This is a genomic window from Amycolatopsis sp. NBC_00345 (assembly GCF_036116635.1).
In the GTDB taxonomy this organism is placed as follows: domain Bacteria; phylum Actinomycetota; class Actinomycetes; order Mycobacteriales; family Pseudonocardiaceae; genus Amycolatopsis.
Genome location: NZ_CP107995.1, coordinates 7,533,082 through 7,556,048 on the forward strand (window position 1 = coordinate 7,533,082; position 22,967 = coordinate 7,556,048).

The 22,967-nt window shown below is 71.3% G+C and carries 25 protein-coding genes, 1 tRNA gene and 1 pseudogene; 13 read left to right on the plus strand and 14 right to left on the minus strand.

What is annotated here, in order from left to right; translation table 11 throughout:
• Position 1 precedes the first annotated feature (1 nt).
• Positions 2–934, plus strand: coding sequence for an alpha/beta fold hydrolase (locus OG943_RS33955; RefSeq protein WP_328605009.1), 933 nt, complete (start codon positions 2–4; stop codon positions 932–934).
• On the opposite strand, the gene OG943_RS33960 is transcribed toward OG943_RS33955, so the two are convergent.
• Positions 924–2,165, minus strand: coding sequence for an MFS transporter (locus OG943_RS33960; RefSeq protein WP_328605010.1), 1,242 nt, complete (start codon positions 2,163–2,165; stop codon positions 924–926). The genes OG943_RS33955 and OG943_RS33960 overlap by 11 nt on opposite strands.
• Before the next feature lie 88 nt (positions 2,166–2,253).
• On the opposite strand from OG943_RS33960, the gene OG943_RS33965 reads away from it, so the two are divergent.
• On the plus strand, positions 2,254–2,658 hold the full coding sequence (locus tag OG943_RS33965; RefSeq protein WP_328605011.1) for a helix-turn-helix transcriptional regulator: 405 nt from the start codon (positions 2,254–2,256) through the stop codon (positions 2,656–2,658).
• Here the strand turns inward: OG943_RS33965 and OG943_RS33970 are convergent.
• The 4 genes from OG943_RS33970 to nth are packed head-to-tail and all read right to left on the minus strand — an operon-like array spanning position 2,655 to position 5,840.
• Complete coding sequence (locus OG943_RS33970) at positions 2,655–3,839, minus strand: MarP family serine protease (RefSeq protein ID WP_328605012.1); 1,185 nt, start codon at positions 3,837–3,839, stop codon at positions 2,655–2,657. The genes OG943_RS33965 and OG943_RS33970 overlap by 4 nt on opposite strands.
• Positions 3,836–4,558: an NUDIX hydrolase gene (locus OG943_RS33975; protein WP_328605013.1), complete on the minus strand. Its 723-nt coding sequence runs from the start codon at positions 4,556–4,558 to the stop codon at positions 3,836–3,838. The genes OG943_RS33970 and OG943_RS33975 overlap by 4 nt, the downstream gene beginning before the upstream one ends.
• Positions 4,555–5,160 carry a TlpA family protein disulfide reductase gene (locus OG943_RS33980; protein WP_328605014.1) on the minus strand — a complete coding sequence of 202 codons (606 nt, stop codon included), beginning with the start codon at positions 5,158–5,160 and terminating at the stop codon, positions 4,555–4,557. The genes OG943_RS33975 and OG943_RS33980 overlap by 4 nt, the downstream gene beginning before the upstream one ends.
• Positions 5,157–5,840 carry an endonuclease III gene (nth, locus tag OG943_RS33985; protein ID WP_328605015.1) on the minus strand — a complete coding sequence of 228 codons (684 nt, stop codon included), beginning with the start codon at positions 5,838–5,840 and terminating at the stop codon, positions 5,157–5,159. Before nth ends, OG943_RS33980 begins: the two co-directional genes overlap by 4 nt.
• Before the next feature lie 235 nt (positions 5,841–6,075).
• Between nth and OG943_RS33990 the strand changes: the two genes are divergently transcribed.
• The 5 genes and pseudogenes from OG943_RS33990 to OG943_RS34010 all read left to right on the plus strand — a co-directional run.
• A complete protein-coding gene (locus OG943_RS33990) occupies positions 6,076–6,327 on the plus strand; it encodes a hypothetical protein (RefSeq protein WP_013230551.1) in 252 nt (83 codons plus the stop codon).
• Between the two features lie 159 nt (positions 6,328–6,486).
• Entirely contained in the window at positions 6,487–7,161 is a 675-nt protein-coding gene (locus OG943_RS33995; protein ID WP_003081747.1) for a Crp/Fnr family transcriptional regulator, read from the plus strand.
• A gap of 488 nt (positions 7,162–7,649) precedes the next feature.
• Positions 7,650–8,906, plus strand: coding sequence for an MFS transporter (locus OG943_RS34000; RefSeq protein ID WP_328605016.1), 1,257 nt, complete (start codon positions 7,650–7,652; stop codon positions 8,904–8,906).
• 300 nt (positions 8,907–9,206) lie between these two features.
• On the plus strand, positions 9,207–10,274 hold the full coding sequence (locus OG943_RS34005; RefSeq protein WP_328605017.1) for a DNA polymerase III subunit beta: 1,068 nt from the start codon (positions 9,207–9,209) through the stop codon (positions 10,272–10,274).
• Positions 10,275–10,363: 89 nt separating this feature from the next.
• Positions 10,364–10,813, plus strand: a pseudogene (locus OG943_RS34010) (carboxylesterase family protein); the annotation flags it as partial.
• Between the two features lie 193 nt (positions 10,814–11,006).
• Here the strand turns inward: OG943_RS34010 and OG943_RS34015 are convergent.
• The 7 genes from OG943_RS34015 to OG943_RS34045 form a co-directional block, all read right to left on the minus strand.
• Complete coding sequence (locus tag OG943_RS34015) at positions 11,007–11,261, minus strand: glutaredoxin family protein (RefSeq protein ID WP_328605018.1); 255 nt, start codon at positions 11,259–11,261, stop codon at positions 11,007–11,009.
• Positions 11,258–12,031, minus strand: a complete 774-nt coding sequence (locus OG943_RS34020) for an MBL fold metallo-hydrolase (RefSeq protein WP_328605019.1) — start codon at positions 12,029–12,031, stop codon at positions 11,258–11,260. Before OG943_RS34020 ends, OG943_RS34015 begins: the two co-directional genes overlap by 4 nt.
• A 1-nt stretch (position 12,032) precedes the next feature.
• Entirely contained in the window at positions 12,033–12,857 is an 825-nt protein-coding gene (locus tag OG943_RS34025; RefSeq protein WP_328605020.1) for an NUDIX hydrolase, read from the minus strand.
• A 110-nt stretch (positions 12,858–12,967) separates the two neighbouring features.
• The gene (locus OG943_RS34030) at positions 12,968–14,134 is read right to left on the minus strand and encodes a hypothetical protein (protein WP_328605021.1); all 1,167 of its coding nucleotides are present in this window, start codon (positions 14,132–14,134) and stop codon (positions 12,968–12,970) included.
• Positions 14,135–14,172: 38 nt separating this feature from the next.
• Entirely contained in the window at positions 14,173–14,802 is a 630-nt protein-coding gene (locus tag OG943_RS34035) for a hypothetical protein (protein ID WP_328605022.1), read from the minus strand.
• Positions 14,802–15,257 (minus strand): RidA family protein, encoded by a 456-nt coding sequence (locus OG943_RS34040; RefSeq protein ID WP_328605023.1) that lies wholly within the window; start codon positions 15,255–15,257, stop codon positions 14,802–14,804. The genes OG943_RS34035 and OG943_RS34040 overlap by 1 nt, the downstream gene beginning before the upstream one ends.
• Positions 15,258–15,268: 11 nt before the next feature.
• A complete protein-coding gene (locus OG943_RS34045) occupies positions 15,269–15,436 on the minus strand; it encodes a hypothetical protein (protein WP_315655301.1) in 168 nt (55 codons plus the stop codon).
• 189 nt (positions 15,437–15,625) lie between these two features.
• Here OG943_RS34045 and OG943_RS34050 point away from each other — a divergent pair, with 189 nt between their 5' ends.
• The 3 genes from OG943_RS34050 to OG943_RS34060 are packed head-to-tail and all read left to right on the plus strand — an operon-like array spanning position 15,626 to position 18,028.
• On the plus strand, positions 15,626–15,874 hold the full coding sequence (locus OG943_RS34050) for a hypothetical protein (RefSeq protein ID WP_328605024.1): 249 nt from the start codon (positions 15,626–15,628) through the stop codon (positions 15,872–15,874).
• Between the two features lie 22 nt (positions 15,875–15,896).
• Positions 15,897–16,901: an ArsA-related P-loop ATPase gene (locus OG943_RS34055; protein WP_328605025.1), complete on the plus strand. Its 1,005-nt coding sequence runs from the start codon at positions 15,897–15,899 to the stop codon at positions 16,899–16,901.
• On the plus strand, positions 16,901–18,028 hold the full coding sequence (locus OG943_RS34060) for an ArsA family ATPase (RefSeq protein ID WP_328605026.1): 1,128 nt from the start codon (positions 16,901–16,903) through the stop codon (positions 18,026–18,028). The genes OG943_RS34055 and OG943_RS34060 overlap by 1 nt, the downstream gene beginning before the upstream one ends.
• A gap of 41 nt (positions 18,029–18,069) precedes the next feature.
• Here the strand turns inward: OG943_RS34060 and OG943_RS34065 are convergent, their stop codons facing one another.
• A complete protein-coding gene (locus OG943_RS34065) occupies positions 18,070–18,366 on the minus strand; it encodes a WhiB family transcriptional regulator (protein ID WP_328605027.1) in 297 nt (98 codons plus the stop codon).
• A gap of 340 nt (positions 18,367–18,706) precedes the next feature.
• Between OG943_RS34065 and OG943_RS34070 the strand changes: the two genes are divergently transcribed.
• From OG943_RS34070 to OG943_RS34080, 3 genes are all read left to right on the plus strand, one after another.
• The gene (locus OG943_RS34070; protein WP_328605028.1) at positions 18,707–20,857 is read left to right on the plus strand and encodes a transglycosylase domain-containing protein; all 2,151 of its coding nucleotides are present in this window, start codon (positions 18,707–18,709) and stop codon (positions 20,855–20,857) included.
• A gap of 165 nt (positions 20,858–21,022) precedes the next feature.
• Positions 21,023–22,003, plus strand: a complete 981-nt coding sequence (locus tag OG943_RS34075) for a metallophosphoesterase (protein WP_328605029.1) — start codon at positions 21,023–21,025, stop codon at positions 22,001–22,003.
• A 29-nt stretch (positions 22,004–22,032) separates the two neighbouring features.
• A tRNA-Pro gene (locus OG943_RS34080) sits at positions 22,033–22,106 on the plus strand.
• A 148-nt stretch (positions 22,107–22,254) separates the two neighbouring features.
• Here the strand turns inward: OG943_RS34080 and OG943_RS34085 are convergent.
• A complete protein-coding gene (locus OG943_RS34085; protein WP_328605030.1) occupies positions 22,255–22,944 on the minus strand; it encodes a methyltransferase domain-containing protein in 690 nt (229 codons plus the stop codon).
• Positions 22,945–22,967: the final 23 nt, after the last annotated feature.

Genomic DNA, 22,967 nt, shown 5'->3' on the forward strand with positions numbered 1-22,967 from the left:
GGTGTCGTCCACGCCCGATCCGTCGATCGTCCGCACCGACGGCCCGTGGACGCACCGCGACGTCTCCGCCAACGGCATCCGGCTGCACGTCGCCGAGGCGGGCGACGGGCCGCTGGTCCTTTTCCTGCACGGGTTCGGCGAGTTCTGGTGGACCTGGCACCACCAGTTGCCCGCGGTGGCCGACGCGGGCTTCCGCGCCGTCGCCGTCGACCTGCGTGGTTACGGCGACTCCGACAAACCCCCGCGCGGTTACGACGCGTGGACGCTCGCCGGTGACGTCGGCGGCCTGATCAAAGCACTCGGCGCCCGTCGCGCCCACCTCGTCGGCCACGCCTGGGGCGGCCTGCTCGCCTGGACGGTGGCCGCACTGCACCCCCGGCTCGTCGCCTCCGTGACGGCCGTCGGCGCGGCGCACCCGCTGGCGCTGAAGTCCGAGCTGAAGCGCTCCGCGTGGCACGTCCACCGCGGCCAGGCCCGCGCCGCCGGGCACCTGTTCCGCTTCCAGGTGCCGATGGCGCCGGAGAAGTGGCTGGTGCGCGACGACGCTGCCGCGGTCGAGACGCTCTTCCGCGCCTGGGCCGGCCCCGCCTGGCGGACCTCTGCGGACTTCACCGAAAGCGCCGGCCGGTTCCGCCAGGCGATGCTCGTGCCGGGCGTCGCGCACTCCGCGCTGGAGTACTACCGCTGGGCCTTCCGCGCGCAGTTCCGCGGCGAGGGCAGGCGGTTTACCGACGCCGTGGACAAACGCGTGGCCGCGCCCCTGCTGCAGCTGCACGGCGCCGTGGACACCTGCATCGTCCCGGAGACCGCGCTCGAGTCCGTGCACTGGGCCGGGCCGCACAGCGAGCCCCGCATCTGGCACGGCATCGGGCACTTCCCGCACCTCGAAGACCCGGACCGCGTGACGAAGTCCATTGTGGACTTCATCGGCTGACCGGTTCGCCCGCGCCGTCGCGGATCATCCGCAGCGGGGAGGCGACGACGAACACCGCGCCACAGCAGATGACGGCGGCCGCGACCACCAGTCCGGGCCGGGCGCCGAAGCCGGTGCCGATCAGCCCGCCGGTGAGCCCGCCCAGCGTTCCGCTGCCCCACACGACGGACAGCGCGGTCCCGTTGACCCGGCCCAGCAGCCGCGGTGGCGTGATCCGCTGGACCAGGCTGAGCGTGTGGATGTTGAAGACCGAGTCCGCGAACCCGGCGAAGAACTGGCACGCCACCAAGGCGATCAGCGCCGCTCCGGGGCCGGCGACCGGCAGCAGCAGGTAACTGAGCCCGATCAGCAGGATCGCCAACGTCAGTGTCCGGCCCACGGTGAGCCGGCGGGCGATCGCCCCCGCGGAGACTGCGCCCAGGATGAGCCCGACCGTGCCGGCGGCGAACGCGAGCCCGACCGCGCCGGGGCTCAGTTTCCCGTAGTCGTAGGCGAACACCAGCACAACCGCGGCGGCGGAGGCCACCCCGACGTTCACCGTGGTCGTCGCGAACATCAAGGTGCGCAGGCGGGCGTCGGCCATCAGCACGGCCAGTCCCTCGCGCGCTTCACGGAACGCCGAGCGCGGCTCGTCCGGCTTCGGTGCGACGTTCTCACGGTGACGCATCAGCAGGAGCGAAACCAGCGAAGCCAGGAAGGACAAGGCATCGGCCAGCACCGCCAACGCGCTGCCCAGCACCTGCATCAGGCCGCCCGCCGCGGCCGCGCCGCCGACCTCGGCCACCGCCCGTGAGGTCTGCAGCCGCTCGTTGGCGGCCAGTATCCCGTCCGCCCCGGCGAGGGCCGGGATGTAGGACTGGGCGGCCACTTCGAAGAACACGGTCAGCACGCCGACCACGGCCGCGACCACGAACAGCCCGCCGAGGGTGAGGACGCCGAGCGCGTAGGCGAGCGGGACGTACCCCATCGCCAGCAGCCGGCCCGCGTCCGCCCAGATCATGGTCTTCCGGCGCGAGACCCGGTCGGCCCACACCCCCGCGACCGAGCCGATCAGCACGAACGGCAGGAAGCGCAGCGCGGCCAGCACCCCGACGTCCCAGGCCGTCCCGCCGAGGCCCAGCAACGCGACCGTGGGCAGCGCGATCCGCGACGCCTTGTCGCCGAACGCGCTGATCGTCTGGCCGATCCACAGCTTCCGGAAGTCGCGGGGATGGGCGAAAAGCGAGTCCATGAACGTCCAATCGGGCTGAGGGGAAATCAGCGTAAAATCGAGTAGACGTCAGAGCTGTGTCGGCTATTTGAATTCACGGGAGTGGAAAATGACCCAGCGGCTGGTCGGCTCCGGCGGAATCGCGGGCATGACCCAGTTGCACCAAGCCGTTCCGCTGGTCGAGCGTCAGCACGCGATCATCGAACTGCTGCGCGTGCGGGCACCGCGCCGGGTGCCGGGCGCGGACCTCGCGACGGCGACCGGGGTCAGTCAGCGGACGGTCGAGCGGGACATCACGCGGCTGCGCGAGGCCGGGGTGCCCATCGCCATCCACCGCGGGCCCGGCGGCGGGTACGCCATCGACGCGCGGACCGCGTTGCCGCCGATCTCACTGACCCCGGGTGAGGCCTCCGCGTTGATCGCCTCGCTGGTCGCCGTCGGCCCGTACACGTCGGCGGTGGCGCAATCCGCGCTGGGCAAGGTGCTGGGCGCGCTCGTCGAGCGCCACGCCTAGCTCGCGCAGGCGCCGGTGCTCACGTTCGTCGTCTGCGACGGGGCGGCGTCGACCTCCGAGCGGACCTGTTCGGCGGTCAGCGTGAAGCCCGTGTCCGGGTCCTCCACCGCCGCGCCGAAGACAACGCCGATCACGTCGCCGTCCGGCGTGAGCATCGGGCCGCCGGAGTTGCCGCTGCGAATGGTCGCGCGGACGGTGAACACGTCCCGCTGCACGGTGTTCGCCTCGTAGATGTCCGGGCCGCGCAGGTTGATCCGGCCGCGCACGCGCGCGGGCGTCGCCTTGTACGGGCCGTCGAGCGGGTAGCCCAGCACGATCGCGCTGTCACCCGCGCCCGCCGTCTCCCTGGCGAACGGCAGGGCGGGCGCACGCAGGCCCGGCACCGCCAGCACGGCGATGTCGACCTCCGGGTTGAAGTACACGACCCGCGCCCGGTAGTCGCCCGAGGTGGACTCGATGCCGACCTCGTCGGTGCCCGCGACCACGTGCGCGTTGGTCATCACGCGCTGCGGCGCGATCACGAAACCGCTGCCCTCCAGCGCCCGCGAGCACGACGGCGCGTTGCCGCGGATCTTCACCACGCTCGGGTGCACCCGGGTGACGACCGCGCTGGCGTCCAGCGACGAGTCCGGCGGCGAGGTGTCGGCCGAGGGCGCCTTCTCGAACGGCGACACCGCCGACGGGAAGCCGGACGCGTCGAGCAGCTTCCGCAGATCGGTCGGGAAGCCCTGGGCGGCGGCCGGCATCGCGTCGTTGACCTTGCCCAGCACCACGGACGAGTTGATCGCCTTGGCCAGCCCCGGCACGGCGGAGACGGTGGTCAGCGGGTTCGCCACCAGCCACGCGACCACGAACACCGCGGCGGCCTGCACGATCGCGCCCAGCGTTTTGTCCACTCCGGACAGTTTGTCGGGGTTGATCTTGTGGCGCAGCCGCCGCCCGATCCACACCCCGATGGTCTCGCCGAGCACCACGAGGAACACCACGGTGCCGAACGCGAACGCCACCTTCGCGACCTGGTTGTCGAACAGCTCCACCACGTACGGCGCGAGCTTCACCCCGAGCACGGCGCCGATGCCGACGCCGATCAGCGCGGGCAGCGCCACGATCACGCCCTGGAAGGCCCCGGAGACGGCCGCCAGCACCGCGAGCAGCAGTACCAGGACATCAACCCAGTTCACGTGGTCACCCCCCGCCCTCCGGCCGCGTTCCGGGCCTGGTGTTCGGCCAACGCTACGTCAAGGTCGCGCACGTCGCCGGTGTCCCACTCCCGTTCCCAGCCGCCGAGCGAAAGCAGCGCGGACAGCAGGCCGGCGGTGAAACCCCAGACGAACAGGCCGTCGACGTCGAACGCCGGGCCCTTCCACACCGGGCTTTTCAGTCCTGGCCCGGACTTCCGCACCTGAAACCGGTGGGCCGGGTCGGTCAGGTCGGCCAGGCCGACGCGCGCCACCGCGGCCGTCTCGCCGGGATCGACGGCGTGCACGGGCGACGGGGTCTGCCAGTACGCGAGCACGGGCGTCACCGCGAAGCGCGAAACGGGCACGTACAGCTCCGGCAGCACCGCGACCGGCAGCACGCCGGACGGGTCGACGCCGGTCTCCTCCTCGGCCTCGCGCACTGCCGTGCCGACCGGGCCGCCGTCGCCGTCCTCGGCGCCGCCGCCCGGAAACGAGACCTGGCCGGCGTGCGAGCCGAGGGTGTCGGCGCGGCGCTGGAGCAGCACGTCCGGGCCGTCGGGGCGCTCGCCGAACAGGATGAGCACGGCGGCCGAGCGCGTCAGCGGGTCCTCGGGCGGGGTGAACCGGGAGAACGCCCGGCCGTCGACTTCGGCGGACACCTTGACCAGCGGCCGCAGCCACTCGGGCACGGCTTCGGGCGCGACGAGCGGTCCGGTCATGAATAGTCCTTCACAGCTGCGCGCACCTGGTCAGTGTTTTCGAACAAGCGTGGATTCTCGATGAGCCGGACCTGCCCGCCCGCGGTGACCAGGTAGGAGGCCGGGATCGCGGACGGCACCTTCAGCGCCGTGCGGATCGGGCCGGTCTGGCCGTCGCCGTCGAAAACCGACGGCAGGTGGACACCGAGCTGAGCCAGCAACCCCAGGCCGTCCTTCGCGGGGCTCGCCATCTGCACCCCGAGCACCCGCACGGCGCCGGGCTCGGTGGCGTACCGCTGGAGCACCGGCAGTTCGGTGCGGCACGGCACGCACCAGGACGCCCAGACGTTCACCAGCACCGGGCCACCGCCCAGCACCTTGCCGACGTCCACGCGCGAGCCGTCACCGAGGCAGTCGGCCTGGATCCCGGCCAGCTCCTGCACACCCGCGCCGGCGGACGGCGCCGGGCACGGCTGCAGGGCCGCCTGCGCGCGGACCGCGGTGAGGTCGCCGGTGGCCGCGGCCGCGCTCTTCGAGTCGCCGCCACGCGTGGTCAGCAGGGCCACGAGCAGCGCGACCACCAGGACCGCGCCGCCGAGGGCCCATTTGGTGACTGCCGTCACCCGCGAGCCGCCAGCTCGAGGATGTGCTCACGCTCCTCGCCCTTGACCAGCTTCGCGGCCGCTTCGAACTCGGTCGGCCCGGCGCCGAACGACGGGCAGTCCTTCTTCAGCGGGCACGCGCCGCAGGCGGGCTTGCGGGCGTGGCAGACGCGGCGGCCGTGGAAGATCACGCGGTGGGACAGCATCGTCCACTCCTTGCGCGGGATCAGCTCGCCGACCGCGTGCTCGACCTTGACCGGGTCCTCCTCGGTGGTCCAGCCCCAACGGCGCACGAGGCGGCCGAAGTGGGTGTCCACTGTGATCCCCGGCACGTCGAACGCGTTGCCGAGCACGACGTTCGCGGTCTTGCGGCCGACCCCCGGCAGCGTGACCAGGTCTTCCAGCCGTCCGGGCACCTCGCCGCCGAAGCGCTCCGCGAGCGCGGCGCCGAGGCCCATCACCGAGTTGGCCTTCGCGCGGAAGAACCCGGTGGTGCGGAGGAACTCCTCCAGCTCGGCGCGGTCGGCGGCGGCATAGTCGGCGGCCGTGCGGTAGCGCTTGAACAACGCGGGCGTGACCAGGTTCACCCGCACGTCGGTGGTCTGCGCCGAAAGGACGACCGCGACCAGCAGTTCCAGCGGATTCGTGAAATCCAGCTCGGCCTTCGCGTCCGGATAAACCTCGTCGAGGCAACGCTTCATACGCCGGGCGCGTCTCACCAAGGAGAGCCGGCTTTCACCGGCGCCCTTACGGGGGGCGTTCGTGGCGGCAGGTGGCACCCCGATAGCCTACGGGCGAGTCGGACGAGCCGGGCGGGAGCACCCACCGGTGGGCGGCCGACACGCCAGAGCACCACCTCGGCGCACGCGTGTCCGCCATGAGCGAGGATCTGGAGTCCATGCTTAATTTTGTCACCGACAGTAGCGGATGTGTGTCATGACCGTATGGTTCGTGATCCTGGTCCCACTGGTGATCATGTTCTTCGCGCTCTTCATGGAGCGGGTGGAGAGCCGGCTCAAGCACGTCGCCGTGCAGGAGAACGAGGTCGAAGAGTTCCTGGAGCAGGCCCAGCCCAACGAGGTCAGGGCCCTGTACGGGCACGGCATCGGCCGCGCGCTCGAGCTGTTCCGGCTGCGCCGGCTCGGCGGACGGGCAGCCAGGCTTCGCGCGCGACGCGTGCGGAGTTAGGCTCCACGTTCGTGCGAGATCGTCTCCGGCTGCCGCGGGCAACGCGGCGAGCCGACGGGCGATCTCGCCGACACGCCCTAGACTGACGCGAAAGTGATCGGCGACACGGCCTCCACCAGCGGAGGAACGTGATCGTTTCTCGATGAGGAGGCACCCGAGGTGGACGAAACCCTGGCCCGTGCGGGCATTTTCCAGGGTGTTGAGCCGGCGGCCGCTGAGGCTCTGGCCCAGACCTTGGAATCCGTGGAGTTTCCCCGCGGCCATGTCATCTTCAACGAGGGCGAGCCGGGCGACAAGCTGTACATCATCCAGTCCGGCAAGGTGAAGATCGGCCGCAAGTCCCCGGACGGCCGCGAGAACCTGCTGGGCATCTTCGGCCCGTCCGACATGTTCGGCGAGCTGTCCATCTTCGACCCCGGCCCCCGGACGTCCAGCGCGACGACGGTGACCGAGGTCCGCGCGGTCACCATGGACCGCCCGGCCCTGCGCCAGTGGATCTCGACCCGGCCGGAGATCGCCGAGCAGCTGCTCCGCGTGGTCGCCCGCAGGCTGCGCCGGACGAACAACATGGTCGCCGAGCTGATCTTCACCGACGTCCCCGGCCGCGTGGCCCGGGCGCTGCTGCAGCTCGCGCAGCGCTTCGGCAGCCAGGAGGCCGGCCTGCTGCGGGTCACGCACGACCTCACGCAGGAAGAGATCGCGCAGTACGTCGGCGCGTCCCGCGAGACCGTGAACAAGGCACTGGCCGACTTCGCGCACCGCGGCTGGCTGCGGCTCGAGGGCAAGAGCGTGCTGATCCTCGACCCGGAGCGGCTGGCGCGGCGCGCCCGCTGATCCCCTGCGCGGGGTAACCCCCGCGGTTCTTCCCGAAGGCCACCCCCGCGTCACGCGGCGGGTGGCTTTTGTGGTTTCCGGGCTTTTTCGCGGCAGGCAAGGGAGTTCTGGCTTTAAACAGACTCCGGCCTTGAACAGACAAGGAGCCGGGCGCCACCCCCGACGTGGCGCACCGGCTCCTTGTCTGTGCGCGGACCATCCCCCGACGACCCGCGCTCCCGCCCTCTGGACCAGGCCCCGACCCGTAAACCAGAGGGAGCTGGGAGTTGTGCTGCTGTACAACCATCATGGCCCATACCCACGAATTCAAGGCCATTCACTCTCAAGGACGCCGGTTCCGCAGTTTCGTTGCACGAGTTCACCGAGAATCCATACAGCGTTACGGGATCGAGACCTCCGAGCCGATCCGAGCACTTCCAGGCTGGCAGTGACGCACCTGACCGTCAAATAATTGGTACTCACGTACCACTCTGTGCATACTGGTACGTGTGTCCCACTCTGCTCACTCCGAAGGCCGGACCACGCTCGCCGACTACCGCACCGCGCTGACCGCGCCCGGCTCGCGCCGCGCGGTTCTCGCGTCCGTGCTCGCCCGGCTGCCGATCGCGATGATCGGCATCTCGGCGCTGCTCTACGTCCAGCGTGAGACGGGCTCGTTCGCCACCGCGGGGCTGGTCTCGGCCAGCTCGCTCGCCGGTGTCTCGGTGGGCGCGGTGGTCCAGGGCCGGCTGATCGACCGCTTCGGGCCGACGCGCCCGCTGCTCGTCACGGCCCTGGTGCTCGCGCTGACGATGACCTCACTGGCCCTCGCGATCGAGGCCCACGCGGCGACGATCCTGCTGGTCACGCTGGCCGCGATGACCGGGCTGTCGGAGCCGATGGTGGGCTCGGCCTCGCGGGCGCTGTGGACCAAGCTGCTGCCTGCGGGGGCCGCTCGCAACGCCGCGTTCTCGTACGAAGCAATCAGCATGGAGATGTTCTTCATCCTCGGCCCTGGCATCGCGGGCCTGCTGGTGACGGCCCCGTGGCCGGGCACCGGCATGGTCGCGGGCACGGCGGCGATGGTCATCGGCGCGACGCTGTTCGCGCTGAGCCCGGCCGTCCGCGCGTGGGGGCCGGCGCCGCGGGCGAAGACTCCCCTGCTGGGCGCGCTCGCCGGCCCGGGCATGCGGACGCTGGCACTGGCGGCGCTCGGCTTCGGCATGGTGATCGGCTTCGTCGAGGTCGCCGTCCCGGCCGCGGCGACGGAGTCCGGGCACGCTTCGCTGAGCGGGCTGCTGCTGTCGGCGTGGTCGCTGAGCTCCGTGGCGTTCGGCGTCGCGTACAGCCTGCACCCGTGGCCGCGGAAGCTGGGCCTGCGCCTGCCGGTGCTGCTCGGTGGCTTCGGCGCGCTGGTCGCGCTGCTGGCGCTGCCGTCGTCGCTGTGGGCCCTGGCGGTCCTGATGCTCCTGGCCGGCGCCATGATCACCCCCCAATCAACCACCCACTCGGCGGCGATCGAGGTCGTCGCCCCGCGCGGCACCGCCGCGGAGGCCTTCGGCTGGGTCCTGACGGCGGTGACCCTGGGCCTCGCCGCAGGCCAGTCGGTGAGCGGCTACCTGGTCGAACACGCGGGCACCAGTGCGGCTTTCCTCGCGGCTGGTGTGGCGGGCGTCTTGATGGCCGTCCTGGTGTGGAGCCTGCGGCGCACGGTCCGGCCGCTGACCTCGGCTGCTCCTGCGGAACTGGTCGGCGCTGGGCGGTAGTCGGGCGGGGCTTGGGGTCTTGGCCCTGGGCCCTCGCGCCCTGGGTCTTGAGCCCTGAGTCTCGAACCTTGGGTCTCGGGGTCCTGCTCCCGAGGCTTGAGCTTGGGTCTTGGTCGTGAGACTTGGGCTTGGGGTCTTGGCCCACGGACTCAAACACGGTCCGCGTGGCCCTCGCCGAGCTGCCCAGCCCGGCGCTCCGGCACGAAAGTCCCCCTCGCTCCGACCCTGATTTCCCAGCTCAGCGGCCATTTCCCCGTTCGATCACCAGAAGTTGTCGGTGGGCGGGGCTAGCTTGCGGGCATGGATCTCACGTCCCCAGTGCGGCCGCTGTCGGCGGCCGCGAATGCCGCGGTCCGGCTGCTGCCGCGGCAGGCTTTGTTGCGGTTGCGCGCCGACGCGGGCGGAGTCGTGGTCTCGGGCAGCGACCGGGACCTCGCCGTGCGGTTCGCGTGTGCGGCCACCACCCACACCGACGGTGAGGTGCTCGTGCCCGCGGCGCCGCTCGCCGAGACGTTGCGCATGCTCGGCAGCGAGCTGGTCCGGCTGGTCGTCGAGGGCAGCAGGCTCGCGTTGCGGGTCGAGGGCGCCCGGTTCGCGCTGCCGCTGCTGGACCGCGACCTGCGGCAGGAGCCGCCGTCGCCGCCTCAAGTGTCCGAAGTGGACGGATTATTGCTCGCGACGGCGCTGCGCACCGTGGCGGGCACGGCGGCGAAGGACGACCCGCTGCCCCTCTTCACCGGCGTCCGGATCCAGGCCGACGGCGACGGACTGCGGCTGACCGCGTCGGACCGGTACCGGATGGCGGTCGCGCGGCTGCCGGTGCGGCACGCCGAGGGGCCGCTCGACGTGCTCGTCCCAGCCGGCCTGCTCACCGAGGCCGCGCGGCAGGCCCACGGCATCCTGGGCCTGCACGGCGACGGCAGCCGCTTCGGCCTGAGCTGGGCCGGCGGCGCGGTCACCACCGCCGTCCTGGACGCGGGCTTCCTGTCGGCGGACGCGATCCCGTCCGGCGCGGTCGACACGGAGGTGGAGATCGACGCGGACGCGCTCGCCGCCGCCGTCCGCCGCGTCGGGGTCTACTCCGAGGACCGCCGCATCCTGACGCTGGAGGTCGGCGACGCGCACGTCCGCCTCGCCAGCTCCCGCCAGGACACAGGTGAAGCGGAGGAAACGCTGAAGGCAAACGTTTGCGGTGGCCGCACCTCGCCGTCCTTCCAGGCGAAGTACCTCCTCGAAGCCCTGGCCCCGTTCTCCGGCGGCGACGTCCGGCTCGCCATCCAGCCGGGGATGCGCGCGTGTGTCCTGCGTTCCGCCGAGGCGAAGGAGGTCGAGCTGACGTACTACCTGATGCCGATGCTGCCCCGCTGACCGCCGGGCTACCGGCCGCCGCCGGATGCCGAAGTCGAGGGTGCCGAGGCGGGTGACGCCGTGATCGGATTCGTGGAGAGGTAAGCACCATGATCATCGAGACCATCACCGGCCTGATCCGCGGCACAACCGCGACAACCGCGACAACTGCCACAGCCACCACCACCGGACCAACGGACACGGCAAGCGCGGCCAGCACCGGCAAAGCCGCCAGCCCGACCAAAACAACCGCCGAGAGAGGCGCCGCCTTCCGCGGAATCCCCTACGCGTGCCAACGACGTTTCGCCCCACCCGAGCCGTTCCCCGCGTGGACGGGCGTCCGGGACGCGGTCGAACCCGGCCCCGCCGCGATGCAGCCGCGCTCGCGGCTGGAGCACGTGATCGGGCCGATGGTGCTGCCACAGTCGGAGGATTGCCTGTCGCTCAACGTTTTCACGCCGCCGAACCGCGAAGGGGCCAGCCGCCCCGTGCTCGTGTGGATCCACGGCGGCGGCTTCTCCAGCGGCTCCGGCAGCGAGGCCTGGTACGACGGCAGCCGGCTCGCCGCCGAGGCGGACGAAGATGCTGGCCGGCGCGCCAGGCGGCCTCGACAACGACAATGGCCTCCGCCGCGCCTGGATTCCCTTCCTGCACGGCGAACGCCCACAGCTCGACAGCCCGCTGCTCACCGCGTTCTGACGCGAAAGGGCCGCTCGCGCCAAAAGCGAGCGGCCCCTTCGCGACCGGAAGAACTCAGGCGGCGGACTCGGCCTTCACGGCCGCCTCCACCTCGTCGAAGCTCGGGTTCACCAGCGCGGTCGAGCCGATGATCACCGTCGGCACGACCTCGTTCCCGTTGGCCACCGCGCGCACCCGCTCGGCCGCGCCCGGGTCCTCCCAGATGTTGATCTCCTTGACGTTCAAGCCGCTCGCCAACAGCGAGGGCCGCAGCGCCGCGCAGAAGCCGCAGCCCGGCCGCCAGTAGAACTCGACCTCGACGTCACTCATCGCGCGTCCTCCGAAGAACGTAGGTAGTCCAGCTGCGCCTGCACGCTCAGCTCGGCAGGCGCCCAGAGTGTCTGGTCGACGTCGGCGTAGACGACCTCGACCACCTGTCGCGGAGTCGCGTCCGCGCCGAGCACTCCCAAGGCGGAACGCACCTGGTCCAGTCGCTGTTCCCGGTGCGCCAGGTACTCGCGCGCGGTCGCGGGCAGGTCGGCCAGCTCGGGGCCGTGGCCGGGCAGCCCGGGGGTGCCGGCGGGCAGCCCCATCAGCCGCCGCAGCGAGCGCAGGTAGTCGCCGAGGTCGTGCAGCACGGTGGTGCCGCGGCCCAGGATCGTGTCGCCGGTGAGGATCTGGCCCGCGACGTGTAGTGACACGGAATCGTCGGTGTGGCCGGGCGTGTGCAGCACCTCGAAGCGCAGGCCGCCGGCGGTGAGCACGTCACCGTCCGCGAACGGCTCCGCGCCCAGGCACAGCGACGCGTCGAACGCCCGCACCGGCGCCCCGACCTTCTCGGCGAACCACGGCGCGCCCTCGGCGTGGTCCGGGTGGTGATGGGTCAGCACGATCAGCTCGACCGCCCCGACGGCCGCGAGCCGCTCCAGGTGCTCCAGGTCGCGGTAACCCGGGTCGACGACCACGGCGGCGGGCGCGTCCGGCGCGCGCAGCACCCAGCTGTTCGTGCCCTCCAGCGTCATCATCGACGGGTTGTTCTCCAGCAGCACCGAAGCTGTCTCGGAAACACGGCGCAGCTCGCCATACGCGGGCGCGGTCACTTCAGGCCTCCGTCGAGTGCAGAACAACACGGATGTGGTCATCCTCGCGAATCAAAACCGGGATGGTCCGGACGATCTCCCGGGACGACGCGAGGGCCTCGTCCGCCGTGGCGAACACGTCCAGCTCGGTGAGCGTGAGCCAGGTGGGCGGCATCAGCACGCGGCGGCCTTCGCGGGCGTCCGCGATCGCGTCCAGCGGGCGTTGCCAGCCGGTGGAGTCGGCCTCGGACGTCGCGCCGTCCGCGCGCTGCCCTTCGGGGAGCTTCGCGGCGAAGAACCGCGTGTCGTAACGGCGCGGCTCCTGCTCGGGCGTGACCCAGTGCGCCCACGGCAGCAGCAGGTCGGCGCGCAGTGTCAGGCCGGCGTCGGCGAGGAAGCCCGCGAGTGAGATCTCCCGGCGCTCCAAGGCTTTCCGGGCGTCGCGGTACGGCGAGACGTCGGCGACCACCGCGTCCTCCGTGCCCGCCAGCAGCACGCCGGACTCCTCGAACGTCTCGCGCACCGCGCCGCACACCAGCGCGCGGGCGAGGGAGTCGTCACAGCTGAACTGCCCGGCCCACCAGCTCGGCGGCGGCCCGGCCCAGCTCACGGACGCGTCGGCGTCGCGCGGGTCCACCCCGCCGCCGGGGAACACGGTCATCCCGCCCGCGAACGGCATGCCCTTGACGCGGTGCTGGAGGAAGACCTCGAGGCCGTCCGCGCCGTCGCGCAGGAGGATCACCGTCGCGGCGTCCTTGGGCTGGGCGGGTGGCCCGTCGGCGTTCGCCCTCGTCGCGATACCGGCCCCCGCGGGGATGTCGAAGACGAACTCACTCGGCCGATCCACCCGGGCAACATACCTCGCCTCCCGGGCGGAGGGCCGAACACTTGTGGCATCTCATACAACGACGGCGGACCGGGGTTTCCCGGTCCGCCGTCGTCATGAGCAGAAACGCGTCAGGAGTTCCAACGCTGGTCGCCGCCGCTGCGGGACGCGCCGTTGAGGCGTAGCTTCGCCGCCTCGGCCCGCTCGCGCTCGGCCAGTTCCGCGTGCAGCTCACGCAGCAGCGCGCGGTCGCGCTCGGACAGGCTCGGGTCTTCCAGGTCCAGCGCGGGCAGGTCGACGACCTCGTGCATGCTCGGCTTGCCCGCGGCGATCTCGCGGCCCTTCTCCGGGTCCTCGGCCAGCGCCTGCCGCAGCTGTGCGACCTCCGCCGGCGTCAGGTCGGCGGTGCGCTCCGCGCGTGACTCGGACTCGGACCGCGTCGTGCGCGAGTTGTCCGAAGACGACGAAGGCGGCGGTGTCGGAGGCGCGGGCGGCGGGCTCGGCTGGCTCTGCACGATCGGCACCACGGGCGCGATCGGCTCGGCGGCCACCGCGCGCATGCTGTGCCGGCTCGGCGACTCCACGACCGGCTCCGGCACGGCGGCCGGGGCGGGCGGCGGCGGGGGCGTCACCGGCTCGGGCGCCCGGTACTCCGCGGGCGACGAGTGCGTGCTGCCCGTGACCCACACCGGCGTCGCGACGGCACCGGCCGACTGGTGGTACGAGGACCGCGCGACCCCGGGGCCGCTGACCTCGACAACCGAGCGGATGCCCGCGCGGCGCAGCGCCGTGTCGACGCGGAACGCGACCGCGGGCGGGTTGCCCTCGGGACCCAGCTCGACGAGCACCACCCGCTGCGGCAGGGCGCCCGGCACACTGCCCGCCGGGGTGTTGCGCCACACCGCGTGCACGGACCGGACGTCCGGCAGCACCTGCAGCGTGCGGTCGAGCGCCTCGGCCAGCCCGAACTCCGGCTGGTTGTCGCCGGTGAACCGGTGGCTGTGCACCTGCTCGGCCTCGTCGACCAGCAGGTCGTTGGCGAGTGTGGCGTCCGACCGGCTCATCTCGAGCACCAGTGCCAGCTCACGCTGCTCCGTCGAGCTCACCGGGATCCGGCCCGCGATCAGCGTGCCGGTGGTCAGCTCGACCGCTTCGTCGATGTGCGCGCGGGCGATGAGCTCACGCGCCTCGGTGAGTGCGCTGTCGTCGATCCGGCCCGCCAGGGCCAGTAACAGGTTGTGCAGGCGCAGTGGCACCGAGAACCCGTCCATGGGCGGGCCGTCGTGGACCTCCACCATTGCTCTGCTCCCTCCCGGCTCGCCTGGCGGCACGAGCGTTAAGCGGCGACGAGTCGATTGCCTGAGCCCGCGGCGCCGACGCAGACCAGCTCGGAATTGGCGAGCGCGGCCCGGTGGTACCCGGGAAGGTCGAAGCGCGGCGGGATGACCTCGACGCTGGGCTCCTCGTCCCCCAGGACCCGCAGCACGCGCTGCAGCTCGCCGGTGAGCCTCGGCTGCCCGGACGTCGCCGTCACCAGCAGGACCCGCTTGGCCCCGCCTTCACCGACCACACCGAGGTGCCGCCAGCTTTGCCGCACTTCCCCCACATCCACACGCCCACGCAACGTCGCGTGGAGCAAGACGGACACAGAGTCGACGGAGTTCACCCATTCGGGCGCACTCTGCGTGAATGTGTACCTGGTCTCGGTGACGTCGTCTACCCCCAGGGTGGAACTCACCTGGTGCCAGTCGGCGCCGTGCGGGATCAGACCCGCGACGAGCAGGCGGTACTCGGTCTGGTCCAGATCGATCCTGTGCTTAAGCAAAGACCTGGGGAGAGTGCGCGCGAGCGTGCCCATCGCGCCCTCGCCGAGCCAGTCCCGGAATCGCCACAGCAGCTGGTCGGGCGTGCGGCCCGCCAGCCGGATCAGCAGCTCGTGCAGCGACTGTTCGATGTCGGGATCCACTACCGCACCTCCACGATGAGTTCGACCTCCACGGGCGCCCCGATCGGCAGCTCCGCGACGCCGACGGCCGAGCGGGCGTGCACACCCGCGTCGCCGAAGACCTCGCCCAGCAGCTCGGAAGCGCCGTTGATCACAGCGGGCTGGCCGGTGAAGCCGTCCGCGGACGCGACGAAGCCGACCACCTTCACGATGCGGGCCACCGAATCGATGCCGACGAGCGCGTGTACCGCGGCGAGGGCGTTCAGCGCCGACGTGCGGGCGTGCCCCTTGGCCTCCTCGGGGCTGACCTCCGCGCCGACCTTGCCGGTCGCGGCGAGCACGCCGTCGACGAACGGCAGCTGGCCGGAGGTGTAGACGTGCGAGCCGCTCTGCACGGCCGGCACGTAGGCGGCCAGCGGCGCCGCGACGCCGGGCAGCTCGATGCCGAGCTCGGCGAGCCGGGAACTCCAAGTCATGGCCGTCCCCCTCAGCTCTTCGCGCGCTTGAGGTAGGCGACGTGCTGCTCGCCGCTCGGGTTGGGCAGCACGGTCACCAGTTCCCAGCCGTCCTCGCCCCACTGGTCAAGGATCTGCTTCGTCGCGTGGATCAGCAGGGGGACGGTGGCGTACTCGAATTTCACACCGGTGGCGCTCATGCTCGGGAGCGTAACCAAGCGGGCAAGGCCCGGTCTTGCCCGCTCCGCCTAACAGGTCGCCACCCGTCCAGGTGAACGACTCACCGGCCGTAGTTCGATGTGGTCCACTTCACACCCGATCGTGAACGGCCGAGCCGGTTCTCGCCGAACTGGACCCTCACGACGGGCCCGGCCGCTAGCGTGAAAGCCGTGGAGACCTGGCGGATCGTCGCGACGGCGCTGCTCGCCGCCACCGGGCTGCCACTCGTCCTCGTCGTAATGGCGAAGGTGCGTGACCGGGTGGACAGCTCGGCCCAGGTCGCGATCGGCGGGGCGGTGACGCTCACCGCACTGGTCGTGGTGGCCGTGCTCACCCTGACCGTGCTGCCGGGGGTGCTCACCTGGATCGTCGTGGCCGCGGTGGCCGCTGCGGTCGGCGTCATGATGCTCGCCAGCTGAGAGCCGGTTTAGGGTTGACCTCGTGACCACACCCTCCGCCGGCTGGACCGACGAGCTCTCCCGGGCTCGGCTGCACTTCGTCACCGGCAAGGGCGGTACCGGCAAGACCACGCTGACCGCGGCGCTGGGCCTCGCGCTCGCCCGCGAAGGCCGCCGCGTGCTGCTGATCGAGGTCGAGGGACGCCAGGGCATCGCCCAGCTCTTCGACACCGAGCCGCTGCCCTACGCGGAGCAGCGCATCGCGTCCGTCCCCGGCGGCGGCGAGCTGCGCGCGCTGCACATCGACGTCGAGGCCGCGCTGCTCGAGTACTTCGAGATGTTCTACAACCTGGGCTTCGCCGGCCGGACGCTGCGGCGGATGGGCGCGATCGAGTTCGCGACCACGCTCGCGCCGGGCCTGCGCGACGTCCTGCTCACCGGGAAGATCAAGGAGTGCGTCGGCCGCACGGAGTCCGACGGGCGCCACACCTACGACGCCGTGGTCGTCGACTCGCCGCCGACCGGCCGCGTGGTGAAGTTCCTCGACGTCACCAAGGCACTGACCGACCTCGCCAAGACCGGCCCGATCCGCGGCCAGGCCGACGGCGTCGTGCGGCTGCTGCACTCCGGCGAGACCGCGGTGCACCTCGCCACGCTGCTGGAGGAGATGCCGGTCCGCGAGACGGTGGAGGCGGTGGCCGAGCTCGACGGCGCCGACCTGCGCCCGGGCGCGGTGCTGGTCAACCGGGTCCGGCCGCCGCGGCTGCCGGCGCGCTCGGTGACCGCGGCCGCGGACGGCCGGGTGGACGCCGCGCGGATCCGCAGCGGGCTGGCGTCGGCGGGTGTGAAGCTGCCGGACGACACGCTGGACGCGCTGGTCGAGGAGACCGTGGAGCACGCCGTGCGCGTGGCCGCCGAACAGCGGGCGCGCGAGCAGCTGACCGAGGCCGACCTGCCGACGCTGGAGGTGCCGGAACTCACCGACGGCGTCGACGTCGCGGGCCTCTACGAACTCGCCGAAGCCCTGCTGGCCCAGGGGGTGCGCTGATGAGCACGGCGATCGACATCGACGCGCTGCTGGACGACGCCGCCAGCCGCGTGGTCGTGTGCTGCGGCTCTGGCGGCGTCGGCAAGACGACCACCGCGGCGGCGCTCGCCGTGCGCGCGGCCGAGCGCGGCCGGCGGACCGTGGTGCTCACCATCGACCCGGCGCGCCGCCTCGCGCAGGCGCTGGGCCTGCGCGAGCTGAGCAACCACCCGAAGCAGGTGAAGGTCGACGGCTTCGAGCCCAAGGGCGAGCTGTGGGCGATGATGCTCGACATGCGCCGCACGTTCGACGACATGGTGCGCGTGCACGCCGGGCCGGAGCGGGCCCAGCAGCTGCTGCAGAACCCCTTCTACCAGACCATTTCCACGTCGTTCTCCGGTACGCAGGAGTACATGGCGATGGAGAAGCTGGGCCAGCTCGCCGCGACCGACGAGTGGGACCTGATCGTGGTGGACACCCCGCCGAGCCGGTCGGCCCTGGACTTCCTGGACGCGCCGACGCGCCTGTCGAGCGCGCTCGACGGCCGCATGATCCGCCTGCTCACCGGCCCGGCGAAGGCCGGCGGCTGGGGCCTGCGGAAGGTGGTCAGCGCGGGTTTCTCGATGTTCGCGAAGGCCGTGTCGACGATCATCGGCGGCCAGCTGCTGGCCGACGCGTCCTCGTTCATGCAGGCCTTCGACAGCATGTTCGGCGGGTTCCGCGAGCGCGCCCGCAAGACGGCGGAACTGCTGCGCTCCAGCGGCACGTCGTTCCTCGTCGTGGCCGCGCCGGAGCCGGACGCGCTGCGCGAGGCGTCCTACTTCGTCGAACGGCTGGCCGGCGAGTCGATGCCGCTCGCCGGGCTGGTGGCGAACCGGACGCACCCGGTGCTGGCGCAGCTTTCCGCGGCCGAGGCGCTGGCCGCCGCCGAGTCGCTGGTCAAGAGCGAGACGGCCGCGCCGCTGGCCGAGGCCGTGCTGCGCCTGCACGCCGACCGAGTCGTCCTCGCCGACCGCGAGAACCGGCTGTTGGCGCGCTTCACCCTGGCGCATCCGGAAGTGCCGCTGGCCCGTGTGCCCGCGCTCGCCGGCGACGTGCACGACCTGGACGGCCTGCGTGACATCGGCACGAAGCTTGTGAGTGGCTAGGCCGGTTCTAACCGGCGTAGCCACTCACAAGCTTTTGGGGCTCAGCCGACGCGGGCGCCTTCCAGCGCGTCCCGCTTCGCGGCCTCCAGCAGATCGGCCCAGCTGATGACGTCCGGCCGTCGGCGCAGCAGCGCACGCCGCTCGCGTTCGGTCATACCGCCCCAGACGCCGAAGTTGATCCGGCCGTCGAGCGCCTCGGCGAGGCATTCCGTGCGGACCGGACAGCCCGTGCACACCGTCTTCGCGCGGTTCTGTTCGGCACCGCGCACGAAGAGCCCGTCCGGATCGGCGTCGCGGCACGACGCATTGATCCGCCAGCTCGACTGGTTGGTTTCCATACCCCCAGCTCCCTACCCTGGTTTCCCGACACCAGCGAAGGTGAAGCTCCCGCTCCCACCCCCGCGAGCGTCCCTCCCTCATAGCTCTCACGTCGGCCACGGCACCTCCCCGGCGCCGTGCCTCCATTCAGCCCAGCTGAGCTCCCACTCGCACTGGACCGTCCGTCGGCATTCTTCGTGAGACGTTGACGGACTGTAGGGGTCCTCGGTTCCCCCGCCAAGCCCTAGGATGCATTCCGTTACCAGATGTCACGGGAGTGGGTCCGTTTTGTCACGCTCCGCCCACGCCGACGGGTGTGAGGTCACGAGAGCATGACGGGCCTTCAGTACCCTGGCGTTCGTGCGCAAAACGGACGGTCTCTTCAAGCTCATCGGCCTCTGTCTGCTCGCGGGGGTGCTCGTGGCCGGAATACTCTTCCCCGTAGTGGGGGCAGCCGGGGTTGCGTCGAACCAGGCGAGCGAGACGGTCGAGAAGACTTCGACCGATCTGGCGGACATCCCGCCGCCGTTGGTGACGACCGTCACGGACTCCGGCGGCAAGCCCATCGCGACGCTGTACGACCAGTACCGCATCCCGGTGGCCGCGGACCAGATCAACGAAGCCACGAAGTGGGCGCTCGTCTCGGTCGAGGACAAGCGCTTCTACGAGCACCACGGGGTGGACTGGCAGGGCACGCTGCGCGCCGCGGTGTCCAACGGCGCCGGCGGTGACACGCAGGGCGCCTCGACGCTCACGCAGCAGTACGTCAAGAACTACCTGATCAACGTCGTCTACCGCGGTGACAAGACCGGGCAGGAGAAGGCGCAGGAGCAGAGCCTCGCGCGCAAGCTCAAGGAAGCCCGGATCGCGATCAACCTCGAGACGAAGCTGTCCAAGCAGCAGATCCTCGCGGGCTACCTGAACATCGTCGAGTTCTCGCGCCAGATCTACGGCATCGGCGCGGCCGCGCACGCGTACTTCAACACCACCCCGGAAGCGCTGACCGTGCCGCAGGCCGCGCTGCTGGCCGGGCTGGTGAACAACCCGATCAACAACGACCCGTGGAAGCACCCGGACAAGGCCACCGCGCGCCGGAACCTGGTGATGGACCGCATGGTCGACAACAAGAAGCTGGCGAAGGCCGACGCGGACCGGTTCAAGGCGACCCCGCTCGGCGTCGTGCCGGACGCCCCGGCGAAGCCCGCGTCGAACTGCACCGGCGCCGGCACGGAGAACGGCTTCTTCTGCCAGTACGTCGAGGACTACCTGATCAAGGCGGGCTTCACCAAGGACGACCTGTACACCGGCGGCTACACGATCAAGACCACGCTGGACGAGAAGGCCAACCACGAGGCGAAGGTCTCGGCAGAGACGCAGGTCTCGAAGACCCAGAAGAACGTGGCGAACACACTTTCCTTGGTGCGCCCCGGAAAAGACCGGCACGAGGTGGTGGCGCTGGCCGCGAACCGCGACTACGGCATCGACGCGGACGCCGGGCAGACGACGTACGCCTTGCCATCGGGCGTGTTCAACACCACTGGTGCGGGGTCGAGCTACAAGATCTTCACCACCGCCGCCACGTTGGACAAGGGGATCGCCGGGATCTACAGCAACATCCCGGTCGGCGACAGCTACACCTCGCACGTGTTCACGGGCAGCCAGCCGCACTGCCCGGCGACGGGCGCGCCGAACACCCGCTGGTACTGCGTCAGCAACGCGAGCAAGAGTTCCCCGGCTACAAGCACTCTGCAGATGGCCTTGGCGACTTCGCCGAACACCGCGTTCGTCGCGCTGGAGGACCAGCTCGGCAGCACGGCCCCAGGCATCGACATGGCCATCCGGTTGGGCATGCGCGAGACCATGGCCAGCAACACCGGTGGCGGTGCTGTCAACCCGAACGACCCGAAGAAGAACGAAAGCCAAGCCCAGGCCTACGGCCCGAAGGGCAAAAATCCCGGCACTGGCGCGTTCACGCTGGGCTTCAGCCCGACCAGCGGCCTCGAGCTGGGAAACGTCGCGGCTACTCTGCTCAGCGGCGGGGTCTGGTGCCCACCGACCCCGCTGGCGTCGGTCACCGACCGCAACGGCAAACCGGCGCCGGTCAAGGAAGCCAAGTGTGAGCAGGTCGTCCCCGAGGGCCTCGCGAACACGATGGTCGTCGGCATGAGCAAGGACGACCAGCCGGGCGGCACTTCGTACAAGGCTGCCAATGCGGCCAACTGGAACCGGCCCCTCCTCGGCAAGACCGGGACCACACAGACCAACGGCTCCGCCACCTTCGTCGCGGGAACCCCGCAAATGGCCGGCGCCGCCATGGTCTTCCGCACGGACGGCGGCGGCGGGCTCTGCTATCGCGGCGTCGGCGACGTCGCCACCACCGGCTGCGAAAACATGTTCGGCGGGACCACGCCCGCGCAGACCTGGTTCGGCGCGATGACGAACATCATGGCGGACCAGCCGATCGCCGATCTTCCGCAGCCGGACCCGAAGTACATGGGCGGCAGTCAGTAGTCCTCGGCCGGCAGAAGCGCCGGGCCCGGACTCGTTCAGTCCGGGCCCGGCGCTTTTTTCGCTCGGCCGTTCGCCGGATTGCCGACTGACCGCGACGGCCGATCACCAAGAGTTAACCCTTACCGCGGCGGCGCGGTACACCGTCGAACACGTATCCTCAACCTCGTGAGCACGCTCAGTAACGCCAGCACGTCCGGGGTCACCGCGAAGCGGGTCGCGGTGGGGACAGTCGCGCTCGGGGCCGCGACCCTCGGTTACGCCATCGGCATCGAGCGGCGGCTGTGGACCCTCCGCACCGCCGAGCTGCCGGTACTGGCGCCCGGCGCGAAGCCGTTCACCATCCTGCACATCTCGGACCTGCACATGCTGCCCGGGCACCGCGCCAAGCAGCGCTGGGTCGCCGCGCTCGACAAGCTCGAACCGGACCTCGTCGTGAACACCGGCGACAACCTCTCCCACCGCACGGCCGTGCCGTCGGTGCTGCGCGCGCTCGGCCCGCTGCTCGACCGGCCCGGCCTGTTCGTCTTCGGCAGCAACGACTACTACGCGCCGAAGCCGAAGAACCCCGCGCGCTACCTGATGCCGAAGGGCAAGAAGAAGCGCATCCACGGCACCCACCTGCCGTGGCGCGACCTGCGCGCGGCGTTCCTCGAACACGGCTGGACCGACGTCACCCATGTGCGCCGCACGATCGAGGTCGCCGGGCGCCCGGTGTTCGCCGCCGGCGTCGACGACCCGCACCTGCGCCGCGACCGCTACTCCGACATCTCCGGCCCGGCCGACGCGACCGCCGCCGTCCGGCTCGGCATCACGCACTCACCGGAGCCGCGGGTCCTCGACCCGTTCGCCACGGACGGCTACGACCTCGTCCTGGCCGGCCACACCCACGGCGGCCAGCTGCGCCTGCCCGGTTACGGCGCGCTGGTCACCAACTGCGAACTCGACCGCACCCGCGCCCGCGGCGCCTCGCGCTGGGGCGCGCACATGTGGCTGCACGTCTCGGCCGGACTCGGCACCTCCCCGTACGCGCCGGCGCGCTTCGCCTGTCGCCCCGAGGCCAGCCTGCTGACGCTGGTCCCGCGCGGCACCGGTGCCGCCGAAACCTCGAAGACAACCCCGCGTAAACCCTCCAGGAGCATCCGCTAGACTTCTCCACGACCCGTTAAGCAGTACCTCGGGGTGTGGCGCAGCTTGGTAGCGTGCCTCGTTCGGGTCGAGGAGGTCGTGGGTTCGAATCCCGCCACCCCGACGCAGTAAGTCTGGAAGGCCCCTGTTCGCGGAAAACGCGAACCAGGGGCCTTCCTGCGTTGTGTCCTCTGGGGGTCGAACCCCCAGGCCCCCGCCAGGCGGGCTCCGCCCCTGGACCCCGGCTTGCGCGGTTGCGTTGATCCGTTGGGTCAGCGGGTGGCGATCAGTTCCGTCCAGCACTGCGTGAAGTCACCGGATCCGGCGGAGCGGGTCCAGGACCAAGCGGAACGGGCGGCGGAGGTGAGCTGGTCGCGGTCCGGGTGGGCGGGGTCGGCCAGTGCGGTGGCCAGGGCGCGTTCCACGTAAGCGGCGAGGTCGCGGTACGCCATGTCGGTGCGGTGACGGGTGCGGGCCGTGACGGCGGTGAAGCCGGCGGTCGCGACGTGCTCGGCGATCCGGCGGCCGGCGAACGGGTTGCCGCCGGCGCGGCGCAGCAGCAGGTAGTAGCCACGGAGGGCGGCGTCGACGTTCGCGGTCTTCGGGCGCAACCGGGCGCGACTCCAGTCCAAAGTGGACAACGCCAGCCTGCCGCCGGGGCGGAGGATCCGGTGCAGCTCCGCCAGTAGCGGACCCGGGTCGGCCAGCAGCTCGACCAGTGCGTGCGAGAAGGCCACGTCCACCGACTCCGACGGGAACGGCAGCGCGCCCGGCGTCACCACCAGGTAGTCCACTTTGGACGACGCGGGGCCTTCGAGCGCGACCGTCAGCGAGCCCGCCCCGCAGCCAAGGTCGATCACCCGCTGCCCCGCGGCGAACAGCGGCTGCGCGAACTCCGCCCGCTCCACCGCCGCGCGCGCCACCCGCCTCGAAGCCGCGTCCCGCGCGTATCCCTCCAGCACCCCGCACACAGTACGGCCAGTAG